Below are 20,314 nucleotides of genomic sequence, written 5' to 3'. Positions count from 1 at the left end.
TCGCAGCAGGCTCTGCCTCCAGCGACACTCCCAATCCCGTGAAAAGTGAGGGATTGCACGAGTGCCACGCCATAGCCTTCCGCGTCATAACTAACACGATCACCCGCTGAAGATCAAGGAGCGGTTTTTCCTCTCGCCGCGACGGGGCGGACCTGGGGCAGAGCCCTGATCCGCAGGTAAAGATCGAGCGCGTAGATGATGAAGGCGACGGCTCCCCCTGCTCCTGTCAGGGCGCCTCCGCGGATCAAAACCTCCAGATCGAGCACCATTCCCATCCCGACCGCTGCCAGTGCGGCGACGTGGCACGCTGCCTGGATCTGCAGGAGCGGACTGTCGCTAAGCTCGGACACCTTGGGAATGCGTCGGCCGGCCCTTGCTGCGTGGATAGCACTCAGGAACGGCAGAATCCGCTGGAGCATGCCGAGCACGAGGCTGAGCAGCCAGCCGCCCACCAGCGTCAGCACGAACAGCCCAGGGCCCCAGGCCGGCAGAAGATCCAGAATCAGGAGCAGCCCCAGCACAAGACTGGCAGGCAGCATGGCCCAGGAAAGTCGGACGAGGAGGAATGAGGTTCCGAGATCACGGCGGTTCCGCCGGCGCATCAATCCCGCCATGCCATGGACATGAAGGCACGCCGCGGCCAGACCGAGGGAAGCCGCACCGATGAGGGCTCCGGCGCCGGCCAGGATGAGGGCAGCGACAGCAAGAGCAAGTACGAGTGTGGCTGGGCGTTCACGTTGCGGCGCCACCAGGGCGAACATGGGAACCAGCACCTGTACGAACCCGGCGGCCAGCAAGCCCAGGAAGCCGTAGCAGGCGACCGCCAGGTGGATTACGGCCACGGTTCGGTGGTCATCCAGGTAGCCGTGCGCGAAGTCGCCGAGCAGGGCAAGACCCAGGACGGCCAATGCCATCAGGCAGGCCAGTGCCGCCCACAAGTGGCGGACGACCAGCCGGACCTGCGGATTGGTTTGGTCGGTGCGGAGCAGAGCCATACCAACCACCACCGCGAACACTAGCAGGGCCAGTGCGACGGAAATTCCTCCTATGCCGAGCAGCCACAGGTCGGCCGTCATCATGCCCCAGGTCAGCACCACGACCCCCGGGAGCAGCAACCACCCAGTCATCCTGCACGGCCACACGCCGGGCAAATCGGCCTGGATCGCCACTGGCAGCAGCTGGAACCCGGCTCCGACGGCCGTGACGGTCAGCACGCCGAGCGTGATCAGGTGGAGGGCTGCGACCGGTAGGCCTAGCCCGCCCTCGGCACCGGCCACGACCGGCGCCCCGGCTGCCAGCGCGGTCCAGCCCAAGAGGTGAAACAGCAAGGCCGCCGCCAGAAAGCGGAACGGAATGGATGCCGGCAGCAGCTTGGATCCTGGAGCGATCATCACGCATCCCGCGCCAGTTCAATCCGGACTTCACCCTGCAAATGCTCGACCGACAGGCATGACCAGCCCCGCTCGCCCAGCATGGGATAGAGGAAGACCGGTTCGCGGTCGTGGTGAAGAGTCAGCCGGTCGATTTCGCCCCGGTCGATCAGGTCGAGCACCCGGGTCAGCGGCTCCGGGGGTTGCAGGCCCCGCACGTCGAGATGGGTGCCGTCGGCGGCATTCCACGGTTCGGGCCCGTGCCGTGGCATCGGTTCGTCGGTCACCGAGCCGGCCTCGGTTGGATCTTCGCGGCGCCAGCAGATGCGCCAGTGGGTGGGTCCGACCTGACGTCCTTGCGAAGTGAAGCCCTTCCCGGCGAGCACCCGGCGCAGCGGAGCCGGATCGAAAGGAGCATCCACCACCATGAAGCCGCCTGCCGGCACCCGGGCCGACATGGACATCACCTGAGAGAACGGATCCTGCCCTGATGCCAAGAGAGGCCGCACATCCAGGTGCGGTGCGGACAGGCGTTCGGCCTGCACGAACCAGTCGCCGACGGTCTTTCGCTCCATCGGAACAGGACGGTCAGTCCCAGGCAAGTGAGCAATTTCGGATGTGGGCAGCTCTCCTTGCAACACCCTGCACAGGGCTTCGAACGATACGCCGGCGACCCGCGCCGCCTCGCCAAGCCGAATCTGGCCGGCCATGGCGTGCCTGCGGGGCTGGTCCAGAAGACCGGCGAAAGCTGGGTTGAGGCCGGTTAGCCTGTCAATTGCCCCAGGGTGCTCGGTTATCACATCGACCAGCAGCATATCGGGGGTGAGGGGGTGGGGCAGCAAGTTCATCATCATCTCCAAGTGATTTGATCGCAATAATGCCGGAGGGTCCCGGCCAATTCTTGACGCCGATCAAGCTTTCGAAAATTTCTTGCTGTGACAATATTGCTGTTGCGAAATGGATCAGAATAGATAGGCGAGAGGATCGGGGCCGATCACAACGGGATGGAACAGAAGCAACGCCGCCCATAAAGCGAGGGGCAGGAGCAGCCGGCCCCAACCGATCTCCTTCCAGACCAGCCTCTCGCGATCCCGAATGATGCCGGAAAACGGCAGGATGCCGGCCCGGCGCTGGGCAGCCGAAGCGGCCTGCCAGTTCCTGACCAGGGAGAACAGGGCGATGATGGCCATTCCGGCGAAGACGATCATCTGTCGCGCTCCCCCCAGCACCGCCAGGTGCAGCAGCGTCCAGAGCAGGACCGACAGGCTGCCGGGAACGGCGGTGATGCGATAGATGCCTACAGGTTCCGGCGTTTCGGCCGGCGTGGTGAGCCGGCCGACCAGCAGGAAAAGGGCGATCGGCATCGCAAGCACCGCGATCATCTTTACCTCGACGGGAGGAAAATACAGCCACTCCCCGCTATTGGCCGCCCGGTAGCTCCAGACTACCAGGACCAGAGCTGCCAGCGAAATCGCCGAATAGAAAGCGAGAAACAGCCGGCGTCCGAGCGCATGGACTAGGGAGGAGCGCACCCCCGGCAATCCGGGAACGATGTGACTGCTTATCAGAAAGAGTGTGGAGAGGATCAGGGCTTCCATTGTCATCGCATCGAACTGGCCGGCCAACAATACCGACAGGGAGTGGCATCATAAGGCCCCGAAACGGAAGAGGCCGTATTGACCTCGATCAAGTCGGAAGCAGGCAAAGGTTTCGAACGATAACCGTCCTGCGGAGAACGGCTATGTCGGGATCGTGTGCCGGCACAGCCTGCGATCGTGAGCAGCAGGATGCCTTAGATAGCGGTAGATCGAACTGGCCCGGGATGTCGGAGGACCGCGCCGTGTAGCATGATTGCTTTTCCCGTAGAAATATCTTGCGCGACATCCTGGGAAGTGAATATACGGAGGTACTAACCACCCGGTTAGCCATTGAAAAATTGAGTAATTTGTCTCGAAGAAGGTCTCTCTAGGACGACAGCACGTACCTCCACTGTTCGGGAACAGATCATGAGCTCCACTCAACCCGGTTCTCCTCTCGCCGGCACAGCGTTGCCGCCACAGTCTCAGCCTGTCGAGATATCGGTCGATCCTGCGGCAAGGCGCCGGGAGATCCTCATGTTCCTGCTTCTCGCCTTCGTCATCTGGCCGTTCGTAGCCGTGGCGGTCGTCGGAGGCTACGGGTTCATCGTCTGGATGTACCAGCTCATCGCCGGACCTCCGGGGCCGCCGCCGGTCTAGCATCATGCCCGACGACAGGATCGATCCGGGTCGGCGCAGCCTGCTGAGAGGGCGGCTGCGGCGGGCGCCCGCGCCCATCCGGCCGCCCTATGCCTCCGACCGGCGCGTGCTCGACGCCTGCGTGCGGTGCGGCGCCTGCGCGGACGCCTGTCCGGAGGGCATCATCGCGGCGGGCGACGGGGGGTACCCGGAGGTCGATTTCGGGAACGGCGAATGCACCTTCTGCGGCGGCTGCGCCGAGGCCTGCCCGGCTCCCGTGTTCGACCTGGCCCAGGAAACTCCCTGGTTCCAGGCGGCGCGCATTGCCGATACCTGCTTCGCCAGGATGGGGATCGTCTGCCAGAGCTGCCGCGACGCGTGCCCGACCGGCGCGATCAATTTCACCATCGGGTGGGGCGGACCGTCCCGGCCCGACGTGGACGCGTCAGCCTGTACCGGATGCGGCGCGTGCGTTTCCCCGTGTCCGGCCGGGGCGGTGACGGTCGTTTCCGCAGGGGGCCAAAAGGGAACAAGCAATGTGCGATGAAGTCCATATCTCGAGCCTGGTCGTCCAGGCTCTGCCGGAGTTCCTGGATGATGCCAGGGAAGCCGTCTCGGCCATGCCCGGAATTGAGGTTCACGCCGCGGAGGCGGGGAAGATGGTGGTCACGCTGGAGACCGCCGACGAGGGGGAAATCGTCGCCCGGATCAGCGAGATCAGCCTGCTGGACGGTGTCATGGCGGTCAACATGGTCTTCCACCAGGTGGATGCGCAAATGGACCGGCCGGACGCGGCGGATTGATAATGAGGGGGAAATCGTGGAACTGACACGAAGAGACTATATCAAGGCCCACGCGGCCGCGACGGCCGCGGCCGCGGCGCAGATCAGCCTTCCGGCCGCGGCCCAGCAGTCCCTGGTCGCCGGACAGGACGCGAAGCTCAAATGGTCCAAGGCGCCCTGCCGGTTCTGCGGCACGGGCTGCGGGGTCATGGTCGCGGTCAAGGACGACCGCGTCGTCGCCACCCACGGCGACATCAAGGCGGAGGTCAACCGCGGCCTGAACTGCGTGAAAGGGTACTTCCTGTCCAAGATCATGTACGGGCAGGACCGCCTGACGACGCCGATGCTGCGCATGCGGAACGGCGAGTACCACAAGGACGGCGAGTTCCAGCCGGTGTCCTGGGAGCGCGCCTTCGACGAGATGGCCCGCCAGTGGAAGCGGGTGCTGAAGGAGAAGGGGCCGACGGCCGTCGGCATGTTCGGATCGGGACAGTGGACGATCTGGGAAGGCTATACCGCGAGCAAGCTGATGCGCGCCGGCTTCCGCTCCAACAACCTGGACCCCAACGCCCGCCACTGCATGGCCTCGGCCGCCGTCGCCTTCATCCGGACCTTCGGCATGGACGAGCCGATGGGCTGCTACGACGACATCGAGGCGGCCGACGCCTTCGTCCTGTGGGGCTCCAACATGGCGGAGATGCATCCGATCCTGTGGACCCGGGTGACGGACCGGCGGATCTCGGCGCCCCACGTCAAGGTCGCCGTTCTGTCCACCTTCGAGCACCGCAGCTACGAGCTGGCCGACGTGCCGATGGTGTTCAAGCCGGGCACCGACCTGGCGATCCTCAACTTCATCGCCAACCACATCATCCAAACCGGCCGGGTCAACCGGGAGTTCGTGGACAAGCACTGCAACTTCCGCATGGGCCAGACGGACATCGGCTACGGCCTGCGGCCGGAGCACGTGCTGGAGGTCCGGGCGACCGGCGCCAAGGAGGCGACCGCCTCGACGCCCAGCAGCTTCGACGAGTTCGCCAAGCTGGTCGCCACCTACACGGCGGACTACACGGCGGAGCTGACCGGCGTTCCCAAGGAGCGCCTGCTGGCCTTGGCCGAGCTCTACGCCGATCCCAAGACCAAGGTCATGTCGTTCTGGACCATGGGGTTCAACCAGCACGTCCGCGGCGTCTGGGCCAACCACATGATCTACAACATCCATCTGCTGACCGGGAAGATCTCGGAGCCGGGCAACAGCCCGTTCTCCCTGACCGGCCAGCCCTCGGCCTGCGGCACCGCGCGCGAGGTCGGGACCTTCTCCCACCGCCTGCCGGCCGACATGCAGGTGACCAACCCGGAGCACCGGAAGAAGACCGAGGAGATCTGGAAGCTGCCGGCGGGGCTGCTGCCGGACAAGCCGGGATACCACGCGGTCCAGCAGGACCGTATGCTGAAGGACGGCAAGCTCAACGCCTACTGGATCCAGGTCAACAACAACCTCCAGGCGGCACCCAACTCCGACAACGAGACCTATGTCGGCTACCGCAACCCGGACAACTTCATCGTGGTGTCGGACGCCTATCCGACCGTGACCGCGATGGCGGCGGACCTGGTGCTGCCGGCCGCCATGTGGGTCGAGAAGGAAGGCGCCTACGGCAATGCCGAGCGGCGCACCCATTTCTGGCACCAGCTCGTCCCGGCACCGGGCGAGGCCCGCTCCGACCTGTGGCAGATGATGGAGTTCTCGAAAAGATTCACGACCGACGAGGTGTGGCCGGCCGAGACGCTGGACCGGAACCCGGAATACCGGGGGAAGACGCTGTTCGACGTGCTGTTCGCCAACGGTGAGGTAAACAGGTTCCCGCTGGAGGACATGGACCCCGAGTACGAGAACCGGGAGTCCCGGGCCTTCGGGTTCTATGTCCAGAAGGGCCTGTTCGAGGAATACGCCTCGTTCGGCCGCCATCACGGGCACGACTTGGCCGACTTCGACGAGTACCACAAGGTCCGCGGCATGCGCTGGCCCGTCGTGGACAACCAGGAGACCCGCTGGCGCTACCGGGAGGGCCTGGACCCCTACGTGAAGCCGGGAGAGGGCATCCGCTTCTACGGCAACCCCGACGGCCGCGCGATCATCTTCGGTTTCCCGTACGAGCCGCCGGCCGAGGCGCCGGATGCGGAATACGACCTGTGGCTGGTCACCGGCCGGGTGCTGGAGCACTGGCATTCCGGGTCCATGACCATGCGGGTGCCGGAGCTCTACAAGGCGGTGCCGATGGCGCTGGTCTACATGCACCCGGACGACGCCGCGGCCCGCAAGCTGCGCCGGGGTTCCGAAGTGGTGGTCCAGTCGCGCCGGGGCGAGGTCCGCCTGCGCGTCGAGACCCGGGGGCGCAACAAGCCGCCGCGCGGCCTGGTCTTCGTGCCCTGGTTCGACAGCACCCGCCTGATCAACAAGGTGACGCTGGACGCCACCGACCCGATTTCCAAACAGACCGACTTCAAGAAGTGCGCGGTCAGGATAACCGCGGTGTAGGGGGCGGCAGCCATGAGAGTTTTCTTCTACGCCGTCCTCGCGGCGCTTCCGGTGCTCGTGCCCGCGGTCATCTCGGCCCAGCAGCCGGTCCAGACCCCGTTCCGTCCGCCGGTCGCGTTCACCGACGAGCTGCCGGCGCCCCCGATCCCGGCGGACGTGACCGACGACCGCCGGGTCGCCCGGAACTATCCGGAGCAGCCCCCGGTGATCCCGCACAATGTGCGCGACTACCAGATCAACCTGAACACCAACCGCTGCCTGACCTGCCACAGCCGGCAGTTCACCGAAGCGGTGCAGGCGCCGATGATCAGCATCACCCACTACATGGACCGCGACGGCCAGATGCTGGGACAGGTGTCGCCGCGCCGGTACTTCTGCATGCAGTGCCACGTTCCCCAGACCGCGGCGCAGCCCGTCGTGCCGAACGGGTTCAAGGACATCGACAGCCTGATCAGCAGGCCCTCCGGCGGGGGTGAGCACAAATGAGGATGAAGCTGCCGGGATTCCTGGTGCATCCGTGGCGCACCTTCTCCAGTCCCAGCCGGTATCTCAGCCTCGGTTTCCTGACGCTCGGCGGGTTCGCCGCCGGCGTCATCTTCTGGGGCGGCTTCAACACGGCTCTGGAGGCGACCAACCGGGAGGCGTTCTGCGTCGGCTGCCACGAGATGAACACCAACGTCTACGAGGAGCTGAAGACGACGATCCACTTCTCCAACCGGTCCGGCGTGCGGGCGACCTGTCCCGATTGCCACGTGCCCCACGAGTGGACGGACAAGATCGCCCGCAAGATGCAGGCGTCCAAGGAGGTCTGGGGCAAGATCTTCGGCACCATCGACACGCGCGACAAGTTCGTCGCCATGCGGCGCGAGCTGGCCGAGCACGAGTGGGCCAGGCTGAAGGCCAACAACTCGCTGGAATGCCGGAACTGCCACTCGGCGGAATCCATGGACATCACCAAGCAGGGCGCCAGGGCGGCCCGGGTTCACCAGGCGTACCTGTTCACGGGCGAGCGCACCTGCATCGACTGCCACAAGGGCATCGCGCACCAGCTGCCCAACATGGACGGCGTGCCGCCGGGCTGGAGCGAGGTGGACGCCGGCAAGGGAACGCTGGGCCACTGGCTGGCGGAAGCGGAACGGTAGGACCGCCGCGCCGGTCGGGTGCCGGCCGTCAGGGCTCGGCCCCCTCGGCCTCGTCCGAATAAGGGGCCTGCTGCCGTTGCGGGGTCGCCTCGCTCGGCTCGGCGGCCTGGTCGGGCACCGCCCCGAGCGGACCCTGGGCGATCGGCCGGACCTCGACCCGCAGCGCCTGTGCCGCGGCCAGATGCTCCTCCAGCACCGGCACCGCTTCCGCGCCGATCCGCCGCAGGACCGGAGCGGAAGCGTACCCCGCCAGGCGCGCGTGCAGGTTATGGTGCCGCATGTGGTCCTGGGCGACGCCCACCGCGTAGACCTCGTCGAAGGCGGCGCCTCGGAGCGTCTTCAGCCGCTCGATGACCGACGCCTCGCTCTCGTTCGGGCCGGAGGGTATCTCCGCGCCGATTTCGCGTGCCGCCTGGACCAGCCGTTCGTTCAGCTTTCCATGGTGTTCCAGCATGAGGTCGGCGAAGGAATGCACCGCGTCCGCCTCGGCGCGCTCTTCGGCAAGCCTGGCCATCTCGATCTCCGCCAAGCCCCGTTGGATGGCTTCCTGGACCAGCATCTCGTCGATATGAAGGGTCTGCTCCTGCGCTTGAGGCGGGGATTCCTGGGCATGAACCGGATAGTTCATGACGAGCCCCATACCGGTGATCGCTACTGCAAACGCACTCAACTTTCCCTGGTGCATCGAGTTTGACATTGAATATCATCCTCCTGAAATTCCCAGCCTCACCCTTGCTTATGTAACAGCACGCTCATCAGGGAGTTGCATCAGTGAGCGCACCATAAACAGAAGGGAATTCGGGCCCAGGCGCCGGGAAAGGAAGCGAGTGAGGATGCCTCCCAGAAACCATGAAAAGTTACGTTTGGTCCTTGGCTGTCCCAGAAAAGGCGATTCGCCAAACCCTCAGATCAGGATATCTTGCAAGATGCGACTCTCGCCATGGCTGAGGAGCGCCGTTAGGGCGTCGGTAGGCTTGCCTGTCGTCGAGAAGCCGACGACAGGCAAGCCTTCGATTGGATAATCTGTTGAGACCGGAGTGAAGCTAGAAGAGATGGGAATGATCCTCGCTCCCAAAGTCCCGGCAAGTCTCCGGCTAATGCGGAGCGGTTCATGTTGGCCGTACAGGGAAAGACAGACCACAGAGTCGAGGTGCCGGCCGATGCCGTTGCGATAGTCAAGATGTTCGCGGGGTCGTTGGCGGAGCCATTCAACAGACCATGACATACAACAAATTCCATAGGCCGACATGCTACGGCGCCAGCCGATCAGAAGCTCAGAAAGAGAAAACCGGCAACGACGAGCACGCAAACCACGGCGACGACGAGCGGCACCGAACTCAGGGCCTGTTGGCGCCAAAGCACTCCAGCGGCCGCGAGGATCGCAGCAGCCGATACCAGAATACCGATCTGCCCCTCTGTCACGTCGATGCCCCTTCCCGGTGAACCATTATCATCAACTTCGTTGAGGTGGGATGCGATAGGCCGAGCGGCTTCGAAGCTCCCGAAGCGTCACCTAGCGCATGCAGAACTCCCCTGGAGACCATCATCATCCACGACAAATCCCGACATGGCTGCTGTAATCGAGCGCTGCCGGAAGCCTGGCTGCACGCACCGCCAGAGAATTGACTCCAGATGAACTGATGGAGCTGGAACGGCTGCTCCATCGATGGCCGGCCACGTCAAGGACGGCGAAGAACAGATCGTCGCGGCGCTTGCGCTCCTCCTCGGTCTCGCCTGGCATGGGAATGGCGACGGAGTCGCGAATGCCCGCTGGGGCGATTACTTCGATCATCGGCTCACCTGCACTCACCTGAAGCTCTCTCCGATGAATGGAAAAGCTCGGGTAATTTACTATTCCATTCTGGAGAGAGCAGCTCATCGACGGGATTAACGCTGTCATTATAGATCCATATATTTGAGTCGAAAGGATTTACGATGGAAAGCTCCGGAATTCCTGTGGCCTTGAAATCCCCGATGTTCCCCGTCGCAACGCCATAGCCTCTGGCAATGGCGCTGGCGGCGATGACTTGGTCACCATCCTTGATAGAGGGGAACTTGACGGAGATGTCCGCCCAATTTTCCGCAACCGCCAGATCGATCGGGATAATTCAAGAGCCGAACTGACCCGAGACGTCGTTGTACCAAGCTGTCTTGCGACCCAGCCGCTCTCGGTCTCGTCACCACGGCGCATCGGCTGATGTATTGGCAATGCAGCCGACCCCCGCATTCCGGGCACTGTCGTGTTGCCGTCTCCTGGATCCGCCACCGCGCCGGCAGCGGCCGCACCGATTGGAGCTATATCTTCCCAGTGAGCGCTCCGCCGGCTGAAGACCGGCGGAGTGCTCACCTCCAAGCCGGGTTTCGTCGCAGCATCATCGCCGGAAGATCCCTTCAGCCCATCCGGCGCTTGGCGGTCATGGGGTTGAGCCAGATCGCACTGGCGCATCAGCGACATCGACATCAGCTTCAGGAGCCGGATCGGAGATAAGGTTGGTCAGCATGTTCTTGCAGTAATCCACCACATAGCCACTGATTTCCCTGTGGACAGCGGCATTCCCGAACCTGCTGCCCATGTATTCCGCCGTTTCGGGCGCCTTGTCCAGCACCGCTTTGGAAACGGCGGCAACCCGATGTCGGACCTGCGTCGGTGACAAGCCGTTTTCCTGGGCGAACCTGTCCCAGTGTCGGCCATACAGATGGCCGCCGCGCTGCTTGCCGGCAATCTTCATGGCGAGGTTTCTCGTCACCTGGGGATAGATGTCCCCGTTCAGGACGTCGTAGATCTGCGCCATCTCGACCGTCCCGGGGTCGCGCAGCAGCAGGGAATAATTCTTGGAATGGGCATCCACGTTGCCGGCAAGGATATTGAACAGCAGCGCATCGAAGAAGCGCATCTTCACCATACCGGCAGTTTTGGTGCGGCCGATCACGTCCATGCAGTCTTTCAGCTTGGGCCCATGACGCCTGATTTCAGGGTTCCACTCATACTTCAGGTATGGTGGAAAGCCGGTGGCTTGGCAGAGGTCCTCCTGGTGGATTCGGGTGATGGTTTTGCCTTTGATCCGGCGATCGTACCGTTTCACCAGAAGGTAGTCGATGTCCTCCGCCCGTCCCAGGGATACCGGGGCGGCGTCAAGCCCGGCGGCCGTCGCGAGATTGAGGCAGTATGCCTCATTCGGAACGCTGTCCCGGAACTTCCCGTTTCTCGGCTTCAGAATGTGGGTGGACGGCATCCCATGGAGCGGCAATGCAAGGCGGCCATCCCGCAGGGCGACGACCGGCAGCTTGTCCTGAGCTCCGGCCAGCGACATGGTGATGCCTTCCCCGCCCACCAGAACCGGGCGTTCCGGCAGGGCGCGAATGCACTCCGCCAGCTCGGCTTCGGTCAGGGGCCTGATGGACGGCTTCTCCCCGCGACGCGAGCTGCTGTGACGACGAACTTCGAGCGCTCCCGGAAGGTCGCCGCCCATTTCTTCGATCATGGCGAAGACATCGATTTCAGCGATGGACAGCACGTTGCCGATCAGCTGAAGGGCGCGTCCTTCCGGCAGAAGATTCATGAACCAGGGATATGCCTGCTGTGCCCCGTAGGCCTGGGTGTCGAGCGGCATGGATAGGGAAACGGGGAAGGCCCCCTTCAGACCCAGCCAAGCTTCAGAATAGCGGAATTCCAGATCCAGAACGCTCTCCGACCGGCGCACGAGATGTCCAACGGTATATTCAGAATAACGGACATCCAGCGTGTCGCCGGGGACTGGACTTCTCACAACTCATACCCTTCTATCTCGATGCCGCCGGACGGCAGGTGCGTCTCCGTGGCGGACGGAACTGAGGCTGCCAGGTCGATGCCAAGTTCGCGCAGCAGCTTCAGCAGGAGGCCTATCTGACAGGTGGACTTGCCGTTCTCGGCATCGACAATGAAGCGCACACCAACTCCGGCGACCATCGCCAGATCAGCCTGTCTCATCCCGAGTGCGCGCCGCCGTTCGCGGATTACCTTTCCGAGCGCTCCCGCATCCGTGATAAGATGATCAAACATTTCGCCCTGCCGATTTTACCGCTCGGTAAAAATATAACCTCAGCGGGCCGCGCTGCAAGTTAATTTTACCGCCCGGTAAAATTGATCAACCTGAAGCGCTGTTTTGGTCCATATTTCCCGATCGGTAAAATCACCCCTCCAACCAGTCGCCGTCAAAAGGCACGCTTGCCCCACAGAACTGGCTCAGGAAATCTGGACAGCGGGATAAGTGGAGTTTCTGCCTGAAAGCGGCCAGTATGCGTGCCGCACAGGAGAGACCATGACGAGAAGACCACGGCGGAACCACACACGGGAGTTTGCCCACTATCCCGAAGACTACCAGGATATGATCCTCGCCACCGAGTTCACGCCGAGGCAGAAAGGTAGGATGTGTTACACATACCCCGACCTATGCGAATGGCTCGTCCATATTGACAAGTACCGCTCGGACGGAAGGATGCTGCACACGTTGACCGAAGAGCGCCGGCCGATCGGCAATCTTTATCCTGAGGTCCCAGATATGATCGCTAGTACACTGATGCATACAAGAGATGCACCGAGAACGGCAAAAATGTAGTCTGCTCATGGCCTTGCATGTTGCTCTCTGAATCTTTTGTCTGCGTCAGTGTACTAGGTACAGCAACAGGGTGCGCTATCGAATTGCGCAGAAGCAATCGGATTGCAAGCGTTTTAGGGTCCAACTCGGGCTTCTGACGGGCCGCGCTGGTCCCTGACCGGATGCGTTGGTCATGGAAGCTCGCAACAGAAAGTTGACATCATAGCGACTCACGCTGACCAGCTGTCGATCACCCAGCGCCGGCCTCGTGCGTTTGGTACGGGCACGACCTTGATATCGCTGATTACTCCGGTATGTGGCCGATTGGCGCATCGAGGTCTTTGGATCAATCAAACACATGCCAGGACAGACTGCATCCTATGGCATGCGAATAAAATGCGAAAAATAAATCCAGTGGACACAAGTATACTTCTGCCTCACGTTCACCAGGCGACCGAAAAGAGTACAATTCATTGTCGAATTAGTTGGGATGTGTCATGGTTGAACCATGATGTGATCGGATCTCGCAGGTAATTTTGGAAAATTATCTTCATATTATTGCGTTTTCGGCTGGCGTGGTCGCACTTGTCGCCGTCATTTCTCTTTTGGTCCAAATCCGTAGGCTTCGCCGACAGAAGGAGATGACAGCCAGCCTGCGGTCAGAGAACGACCGCCTCCTGCCCTACGCCAGGGTCGCCGAGGCCGAAGGCGAGGCCAAACGTATCATGGACGCCGCACATACTGCTGAGTCCCGGATGAGGCGGGAACTTGAAAGTCAGCTCCAGGAAGCTCAGGAAGCAGTCTCAGTCGCGCGTGAGCAGGCGAAGGCCATAATGGATGTCGCACGGATCCAGGCGAGCAGGATCGTCGAAGGCGCCAAAGCCGAGCGCGCTGAAACTCTCGCCGCGGGCAAAAGCCAGGCAGCGGACGTGGAGACCAGGGCCAGAACCTATGCCGATAAACTGCTGGAAACAGCGCGTCGCCAAGCTGTCAATATGATCACCAGCGCCGAGCGAAAGGCAGAGGAAACCGCAGGTCAGGCCCTCAGGGCGATACGTGAAGCCGAGAGGCTGGATGGTGTGGTAAAGGCGCTCAAGAACCGGATCGAAGGCTATGGGGACGAGTACCTGATCCCCGGCGTGACCCTGCTGGACAAACTTGCGGACGACTATGATTTTTCCCTGGCCAGCCGGGATTACAAGCTGGTCAAGGAGCAGGTGAAGCGCATGATGAGGGATGGCCGGGCCGCGACTTGCGACTATGTCGAAGCCAATCGGCGCGAGACGGCCATTCGCTTCGTTGCCGATGCCTTCAACGGCAAGGTAGAGACCGCTCTTTCCAGACTTCGCCATGACAACTACGGCAAGCTCCGCCAGGAGATCCTCGATGCCTTCGCGCTGGTCAACCTCAACGGTCAGGCTTTCCGGTCAGCTCAGGTTGAAGCCGGGTACCTGGAACTGAGACTCGAAGAGCTGCGTCTGGGCACGGTACTGCAGGAGATGAAGCTGGCCGACATGGCTGAGCAAAAGCGCATCAAAGACCAGATCCGAGAAGAGCAACGGGCACAGCGCGAGTTCGAGCGCGCCCTGCGAGATGCGGCCAAAGAGGAGGACGCTCTCAAGAAGGCAATGGAAAAGGTGCGCGGGGCGTATGAAGTGGCCGGGCAGGAGCAGAAGCAGAAATACGAGATGCAGTTACGCGAGATGGAGCAGAGGTTGACAGAGGCGGAAGTCAAAAACCAGCGTGCCCTGTCGATGGCCCAGCAGACTAGGGCCGGCCACGTCTACGTGATATCGAACGTGGGATCATTTGGCGAAGACATCTTCAAAATAGGGATGACAAGACGTCTTGAGCCGTTCGATCGTGTTCGCGAACTCGGTGATGCCAGCGTACCCTTCGAATTCGACGTCCACGCCATGATCTTTTCCGAGAACGCTCCAGCTCTGGAGCGCGATCTCCAGAAGCGCTTTTTCTTGCAGCAGGTGAACAAAGTCAATCTCCGGAAGGAATTTTTCCGCGTTTCCCTCGACGATCTACGAAAAGTTGTTGAGGAGCAGAATGTTGGAACAATCCACTGGACCTTGGCGGCGGAAGCACGCCACTATCGGGAGACTCTGGCTCTCGAACAGCGCCTCGCCTCCGACCCAGTTGCAAGACAGGCTTGGCTTGCGGAGCAGAGGGCACGGCTTGATCTGCCTGAGACGCTTTACGAAGATGAGGCGGTTGAGGGGGATCTTGTGGCCTGATACCGGGATCTACGTATCGGCCATGCCTTTGCGCTTCAGCCGTGCCGCCCGCTGGATCTGTGTGGTAAGGGGAAAACACCGTCATGAACAACATATCCTGATATCGCCCATTTGGAGGGCAGCGCGCCGGTTGTTAGATAAACAACGCTAAGGTCGAACCTTTCGGGAACTGTCACGAACTTCCGACCATTTCAAGGGCTGTCAGGGTGGTGGTTGCCTTGCGCCAGCCAGCTTCGCTTCGCGGTAGACGGTTGACCGTTCCAGTCCCAACTGTCTTGTGGCGACTGTCGGAGACAGGCCGGCCTCTACAAGCTTCAGCGCCGCTCCGATCTTTTCCAGATCGACAGGCTGACGGCCCGGGTGCTTACCACGAGCGCGGGCGGTGGCGATGCCGTCCTTCGTTCGTGTCGATCTGTTTTAAGTTCCGGGTGCTCGCATTCAAGTCTATTGAGGAGCAGCTCGATACCGCATCGGCAGCCGAAGAGCTGGTCTTCCAAGTCTTCGGAGCCGTCGCCCATTTTGAGAGCCGGCTGATCGCGGAGCGCTCGTGCGACGGAGTCGCCGCTGCACATGTGCTAAGAAGTCTGCAGGGGCGTTTCAACCTTGGTGAGCAGAAGCTCCTAGCCACGTTCGCCCTTGTCGATGCGGGCCTTATTGCCATCCATGCCGCCCGGCAACTCGGACTAGGTTTTCTACCATTCAATATCATTTGTGATAAATATGACTTTGCTGTTGGATTCGTTGTTTGGAGGTAAAAATTCCGGGAGCACCTCCTCACCAAGACTGTCGAGACTATTCCCGCCAAATAGCACCTCCCGCCGAGGCAAAGGGAACTAAAACGGGCGCTCGATCGGGCAGATTTCGTCACGTGCCCAGTCGGCGAAGCTGAGATAATAGACCCGGACGTCCGGCATTCCCGCTCGCAGCGCCGCGATGGCGGCGAGAGCTGCCCGTCCACCTCCGTCGCAGTGGGTGACGATCGGCGCTCTCGGCGAGAAGCCAGCCGCCTCCAGCACGGCTCGCAGTTCGCCGGAGGTTCGGAGACGACCGGAAGGGTCCAGCAGGTCGGCATGCGCGAAGTGCCTCGCCCCGGGCAGGTGGCCGCCTCGGGCGTTCTTCCTGTAATCCGTGCCTGCATACTCCGCCGCAGTCCGTGCGTCAAAGACCTGTGTCGAGGTGCCGAGTTCGGCTCGGACGGTCGCTCGGTCGGCAAGGCCGACCGGCCCCGAACCGGGACGCGCCTGGAAGTTGACAGGGACCTGCTGGGCTGCGGGGCCGACCTCGATATCAAATCCTGCCACGGTATCGAGCGCCGGCCACCCGCCGTTGAGCACGGCGGCATGGATACCGAAATGCTGAAGGATGAACCATACCCGAGCTGCCTCGGTCATCCGCCCGTCGTCGTAGATCACGACCGGACGCCCGCCGTCGATACCTAGTGCCCCGATGGCGGCCTCCCAAAAGGTAGGGTCGCCCAGCTCGGATCCGGGCATCTTCGCCTTCTCCTCCCACATTTCGATTGGCACGCGAACGGCACCCCGAAGCCGGTCGGCTTCGAACTCCTCAGACGCACGGACGTCCAGCAGGCTCGCCCTGATCCAGGAAATGTCCCGCCTCGCCCCGCTTTAGCCGGATTCGATCGCACCATATCATCGCGTGCGATGTGATGAGACTCTATTGTAGTGAGATCGCTCCCGGCGAGATCCCAGGGTCGGAATCACCGATCGTTTTAAATGGCTTTTCTGAGGGTATTGTCGGCGGCTCCGCGGCTACCCCTGCACATACATATATAGAGTGCCCGTTTTGTGGCGGATTCCCTGTTATACAGGCATCGGTTTTTCCGGATTGGGTCCGCTGAGGTTGTTCCGCTTGATGGAATGGCTGGAACAGGCGGTGTCGTCTTTTGTATCTGCCAGTGGCGGGCTTGTCCCGCCTCGATCCCTGGCTGCCGCACCGTCCACTGCCAACCCCGACCAGTGCACGGGGCGCGGGGCCCTAAAGGCCTGCGTACGGTGCTTATAGTTTACTATATATCCTACCCGCGGGCCGCGCGGTCCGCGCCTGACCCGCGCCTAGACCCGCGCCTGGCAGACATGAAAAACGCCCCTACTCGGGGCGTTTTCCAACCAGGATCGCCGGCACCCGGCACTTCCTCGATGCCGAGTAGGATTCGCCGGAAAGCAGGACCTTTTCCTTGATCCACTTCTGGAACAAAAGCTTGGCCCGCTTGCTGTCGAGCAGGTCATTGGACAGGTAGACCATCATGCCAATGATGTTCCGTTTTGCCTGCGGGTGTGCGCTGTAGGGATCGTTTTCCCGGGCCGCCGCTTGGACCTCGTCGAGCATTTGCGTGACGATCTCCGGCGTCAGCTCGCCGCCGACCGGCCGCGGGTGCCACTGTTCCAGATAGCCGACTTCATCCGGCAGGCCGCCGTCGGCGCCATTGCCGATATCGATGCCGATGCGCTTGAACCATCTGGTATCCTTGGTCACCATTGACAAATTTGACTTGGCCTCATCGAGTCTGACGAATTTATGCTGTTCTGCCAGAGGAATGCCGACCATGGCGGCGGCATCGGGAGCGACATTGAGCAAGGTCAGAATAAAGCGGGCGACGCCGGATATTGCCGATGCGCCGCGACCAATATCGAAGTTGCCGGCACCTTCATCGTCATTCATCTTGCGCGTATGATGAATGATTACGATGGCGCAGTCCGATTTCTGAGCAACCTCACGGAATGTTGCTGCAACAAACTTCATTTCCAGGTTGTCATTTTCGTTGGCTTCATGAGCCTCCTGGAGCGGATCGAAAACTGCCAGATCGATGCCAAGATCGGTAATGATCTTGACCAGGGCCTCGACGTCGCCGGTCTTGACCAGCTTGCGGACCTTGCTGTCCTGGGCGAGATTGGCGATCTTGATCGGCCGATCGGCGCCGCTGTCCACCGCGAGCCGGCCGGCCAGATATTCCGGTTTGACCTTGCGCGCTTGCGCGGCTGCGGTGACACGACGATACAACTCGTCCTTTTCATCCTCGCCATTATACAACCACGCCTTGCGGCCTTCGGGCGTTGCCGTGATCTCGTAGCCACACCACTCCTCGGCGCCGGAAACGTAGGTCACCAGCAGATCGGCGCTAATCGTGGTTTTTCCGACGCCGGGAGGCGCCAGGATGAATGTCAGGTATTTCCTGGCGGCAAGATTTTTGATCAGCCAGCTACGTCGCGGAATGATGTAGGATGGATCGAACCAATTTGCCGTCAGCGCCACTGTCGCCGTCCGCTGGGCAGGCGCGCCGGAGCCGGTCCAGCCATCGTCACCGTCGTCGCCGGCTTCGGGATCGAAAGCAATGAAGGGCTGCTGCTGGACGGTATTGGCCAGGGCCAGCAGGGCCTGGGCCGGATCCGCCAGCGCTTCCTGTTTGTCGCGGCTGAACTTCAAATCACCGGATTCATAGCGTTTCCGGGTGCTGAGGATTTTCCGCCGGACACCGTCAAGTGTGTACTTGTTGCCATCGCCCGGCCGCGGCTTCATGCGCAGCTGGAACTCGTCCCATACATCGGCGGCGACCTGCCCGACCTCTTCGTTGGACAGCGGCGCGCGGCCGTGCTGATCGACAAAATTTCGGAAATGGCTGAGCACGATCTCACGCAGGCGGGTCTCCCTGCCCTCCGTGGCGCGGCCGAGACCATCCTCGACGACCTCGCCGGGGGCATGGGCTTGGCGCGGCGCCGTGTTTTGGCTGGCCTGAGGCGGCGGGGCCCGCTCCGGAGCAATCGTCTGGAAAAACCCCTTTAGCAGGAAGTCAAGCGCGCGCGGCTGGAAATCCTCCGGCAGATCATCCGGCGTGATCACCTTATAAGTGTGGCCGTTGATGTGCGACGGCGCCCACACGATGTAGCCGCCCTCGGAGCGGATGTCGAGCCGGCCGGCGACAGTGACCTCGCCCTCCTCATCGATGGCCTCGAACGGTGGGCCAAAACCCTTGCCGGTCCGGGTATTTTCGGAAAAACGGAATATCTGATGCCGGCCGCGTCTGGTCTGTTGCTGGATCTCGCTCAGTGGGTAGCCCTGGTCGAGCCACCACTGTTCGGCCTGCGGATGATCGAAATCGACGACGGAGATGTTGTTGACCCGGCCGGTGACCAGACCGATCTGCATGTGCCTCAGGTTTTTTGCCCAGGTCAGAGCCTCGGCGACGCTCGGCGGCCGGCTCTGGTATTCCTTCCAAGGACCCAGGGGCTTTTTGTTGTGTCCCAGTGGAATGAACGAGACACCCATCTTAGCAAGCAAAGGAGCTGCTTCCCGCGGCTCCTTTGCCTGGATCGTCCAGAACGGCTTCATGGATCAGTAGCCGAGCGGGGGCAGGCAGGTCGGGCGCTGGGTCCACTTGACCACTTCCAGCACCGGGACCTGGAGCGGCCCTTTGGCTAGGCGGATCTCGCGGAATCCGGTGTGGCACACGACTGGCAGCTTGCCATCGGGCCTCTCCATGCGGCTGATCTTGACGGCGACGTCGCACACCGCCTGGAAGCTGGCGGTCTGGGCCTGTTCCCACAGCGCGAAGTTGGTTTTCGTGATCGCGACGGGGATCGAGAAGCCGCGCTTCCAGCCCTCGCCTTCGGGCTTCGGCTCGAATTTGCCCAAGCTGGCATTGAAACGCCAATCGGGCGGTAGGCCGATTTCGCCGGTGCTGCGGCACCAACCGGTTTTTAGACCGCCGTCGTAAATGTCGAAAACGACGCCGTCAGTTCTGATGGCGTCATAAACGATGCGGCCGTCACGGGTACGCAAGGAATAGCTCTGCGCCGGAATGACGCCGTCCTTGCTGGCATCGCTGAAATAAGAGAGACCAACGTCGGCGCTGCGGAACTGCTGGTAGCCGGTATCAATAACGAGAGACATGTCAGACCTCGAGAAAAGTGCTTTGCTCCGTCCACCCGCGCAGGCTGCTTAGACCCGCGGGTCGGACGACTCAAAATGTCCAGGGCCGGTTAAGCCGTGATTAGACCTCATGTTTTTTAAGAAGTGGCGGACATCGCGGAAAGCATGAGAGAGCGGCGCTGGTACAACCTTTTAGAGTGCGGGTCCTTTTCTATGAATTACGGTTTGCGATTAGAGCTTCGATTTATCTCCGAAAACGAATAAATTATCCCGCAAAAGGACAACCGGTGGTATTCTTCGAGAAAATAATAATCCGTTCGACAAATGTTGTTTTTCGAAAGAAGTTAACAAAGCAGTGTTTTACCATATTGGAGCATTGTCACGTGAACTTGGCCACCGCGCAGAATCCCTGAACCTTTGACAACTTTCATGCAGCAGTGGCAGCAGCATTCCAATCGGCCATGGCCTGGGCCCGGAAGGTGCGCAGGGTGCGGCGGGAAATCAGATGGCGCTGCAGGTTGAAGGTATTGTAGGTGGCGGCATGCATTGAGACGAAGCGTGTCGATA

Annotated in this window: 19 protein-coding genes and 1 pseudogene; 8 read left to right on the top strand and 12 right to left on the bottom strand. The window is 61.7% G+C overall.

Going from position 1 to position 20,314, the window contains the following annotated elements:
• Positions 1-113: 113 nt before the first annotated feature.
• The 3 genes from JL101_RS25920 to JL101_RS25910 all read right to left on the bottom strand — a co-directional run bounded on the left by JL101_RS25920 (position 114) and on the right by JL101_RS25910 (position 2,968).
• Positions 114-1,391: a hypothetical protein gene (locus JL101_RS25920; RefSeq protein WP_203102290.1), complete on the bottom strand. Its 1,278-nt coding sequence runs from the start codon at positions 1,389-1,391 to the stop codon at positions 114-116.
• Positions 1,391-2,224: a DUF2249 domain-containing protein gene (locus tag JL101_RS25915; RefSeq protein WP_228435535.1), complete on the bottom strand. Its 834-nt coding sequence runs from the start codon at positions 2,222-2,224 to the stop codon at positions 1,391-1,393. The genes JL101_RS25920 and JL101_RS25915 overlap by 1 nt, the downstream gene beginning before the upstream one ends.
• 108 nt (positions 2,225-2,332) lie before the next feature.
• Entirely contained in the window at positions 2,333-2,968 is a 636-nt protein-coding gene (locus tag JL101_RS25910; RefSeq protein WP_203102294.1) for an NnrU family protein, read from the bottom strand.
• Positions 2,969-3,484: 516 nt separating this feature from the next.
• Between JL101_RS25910 and JL101_RS36965 the strand changes: the two genes are divergently transcribed.
• From JL101_RS36965 to JL101_RS25880, 6 genes are read left to right on the top strand one after another with little or no spacing between them, the layout of a single operon-like run.
• The gene (locus JL101_RS36965; RefSeq protein ID WP_407697362.1) at positions 3,485-3,607 is read left to right on the top strand and encodes a periplasmic nitrate reductase, NapE protein; all 123 of its coding nucleotides are present in this window, start codon (positions 3,485-3,487) and stop codon (positions 3,605-3,607) included.
• A 4-nt stretch (positions 3,608-3,611) separates the two neighbouring features.
• A complete protein-coding gene (gene napF / locus JL101_RS25900) occupies positions 3,612-4,133 on the top strand; it encodes a ferredoxin-type protein NapF (RefSeq protein WP_203102298.1) in 522 nt (173 codons plus the stop codon).
• On the top strand, positions 4,123-4,389 hold the full coding sequence (locus JL101_RS25895) for a chaperone NapD (protein ID WP_203102300.1): 267 nt from the start codon (positions 4,123-4,125) through the stop codon (positions 4,387-4,389). The genes napF and JL101_RS25895 overlap by 11 nt, the downstream gene beginning before the upstream one ends.
• Before the next feature lie 16 nt (positions 4,390-4,405).
• Entirely contained in the window at positions 4,406-6,901 is a 2,496-nt protein-coding gene (gene napA / locus JL101_RS25890; protein WP_228435166.1) for a periplasmic nitrate reductase subunit alpha, read from the top strand.
• Positions 6,902-6,913: 12 nt separating this feature from the next.
• Complete coding sequence (locus tag JL101_RS25885; protein WP_203104674.1) at positions 6,914-7,387, top strand: nitrate reductase cytochrome c-type subunit; 474 nt, start codon at positions 6,914-6,916, stop codon at positions 7,385-7,387.
• A gap of 2 nt (positions 7,388-7,389) precedes the next feature.
• Complete coding sequence (locus tag JL101_RS25880; RefSeq protein ID WP_228435534.1) at positions 7,390-8,043, top strand: NapC/NirT family cytochrome c; 654 nt, start codon at positions 7,390-7,392, stop codon at positions 8,041-8,043.
• Between the two features lie 28 nt (positions 8,044-8,071).
• Here the strand turns inward: JL101_RS25880 and JL101_RS25875 are convergent, their stop codons facing one another.
• From JL101_RS25875 to JL101_RS25855, 5 genes are all read right to left on the bottom strand, one after another.
• Positions 8,072-8,671 carry a DUF4142 domain-containing protein gene (locus tag JL101_RS25875; protein WP_203102324.1) on the bottom strand — a complete coding sequence of 200 codons (600 nt, stop codon included), beginning with the start codon at positions 8,669-8,671 and terminating at the stop codon, positions 8,072-8,074.
• Positions 8,672-9,309: 638 nt separating this feature from the next.
• On the bottom strand, positions 9,310-9,465 hold the full coding sequence (locus tag JL101_RS25870) for a hypothetical protein (RefSeq protein WP_202684797.1): 156 nt from the start codon (positions 9,463-9,465) through the stop codon (positions 9,310-9,312).
• Positions 9,466-9,589: 124 nt separating this feature from the next.
• A complete protein-coding gene (locus tag JL101_RS25865; protein ID WP_203102326.1) occupies positions 9,590-9,835 on the bottom strand; it encodes a hypothetical protein in 246 nt (81 codons plus the stop codon).
• Positions 9,836-10,457: 622 nt separating this feature from the next.
• Positions 10,458-11,810, bottom strand: a complete 1,353-nt coding sequence (locus JL101_RS25860) for a type II toxin-antitoxin system HipA family toxin (protein ID WP_203102328.1) — start codon at positions 11,808-11,810, stop codon at positions 10,458-10,460.
• Entirely contained in the window at positions 11,807-12,082 is a 276-nt protein-coding gene (locus JL101_RS25855; protein WP_203102330.1) for a helix-turn-helix domain-containing protein, read from the bottom strand. The genes JL101_RS25860 and JL101_RS25855 overlap by 4 nt, the downstream gene beginning before the upstream one ends.
• Before the next feature lie 1,176 nt (positions 12,083-13,258).
• Here JL101_RS25855 and JL101_RS25850 point away from each other — a divergent pair.
• The gene (locus JL101_RS25850; protein ID WP_228435165.1) at positions 13,259-14,863 is read left to right on the top strand and encodes a DUF4041 domain-containing protein; all 1,605 of its coding nucleotides are present in this window, start codon (positions 13,259-13,261) and stop codon (positions 14,861-14,863) included.
• A 428-nt stretch (positions 14,864-15,291) separates the two neighbouring features.
• Complete coding sequence (locus JL101_RS25845) at positions 15,292-15,618, top strand: recombinase family protein (RefSeq protein WP_228435164.1); 327 nt, start codon at positions 15,292-15,294, stop codon at positions 15,616-15,618.
• A gap of 78 nt (positions 15,619-15,696) precedes the next feature.
• Here JL101_RS25845 and JL101_RS25840 read toward each other — a convergent pair whose 3' ends face one another.
• The 4 genes and pseudogenes from JL101_RS25840 to JL101_RS25825 all read right to left on the bottom strand — a co-directional run.
• Positions 15,697-16,446 carry a sulfurtransferase gene (locus JL101_RS25840; protein ID WP_228435533.1) on the bottom strand — a complete coding sequence of 250 codons (750 nt, stop codon included), beginning with the start codon at positions 16,444-16,446 and terminating at the stop codon, positions 15,697-15,699.
• A gap of 523 nt (positions 16,447-16,969) precedes the next feature.
• Complete coding sequence (locus JL101_RS25835) at positions 16,970-19,207, bottom strand: AAA family ATPase (RefSeq protein ID WP_203102338.1); 2,238 nt, start codon at positions 19,205-19,207, stop codon at positions 16,970-16,972.
• A 3-nt stretch (positions 19,208-19,210) separates the two neighbouring features.
• The gene (locus JL101_RS25830; protein ID WP_202685509.1) at positions 19,211-19,768 is read right to left on the bottom strand and encodes a hypothetical protein; all 558 of its coding nucleotides are present in this window, start codon (positions 19,766-19,768) and stop codon (positions 19,211-19,213) included.
• A gap of 406 nt (positions 19,769-20,174) precedes the next feature.
• Positions 20,175-20,306, bottom strand: a pseudogene (locus tag JL101_RS25825) (IS6 family transposase); the annotation flags it as partial.
• Positions 20,307-20,314 lie beyond the last annotated feature (8 nt).

The organism is Skermanella rosea (genome assembly GCF_016806835.2).
Taxonomy (GTDB): domain Bacteria; phylum Pseudomonadota; class Alphaproteobacteria; order Azospirillales; family Azospirillaceae; genus Skermanella; species Skermanella rosea.
The sequence above is the reverse complement of the archived record's forward strand: the minus strand, read 5'-3'. Positions and strand labels throughout refer to the sequence as shown.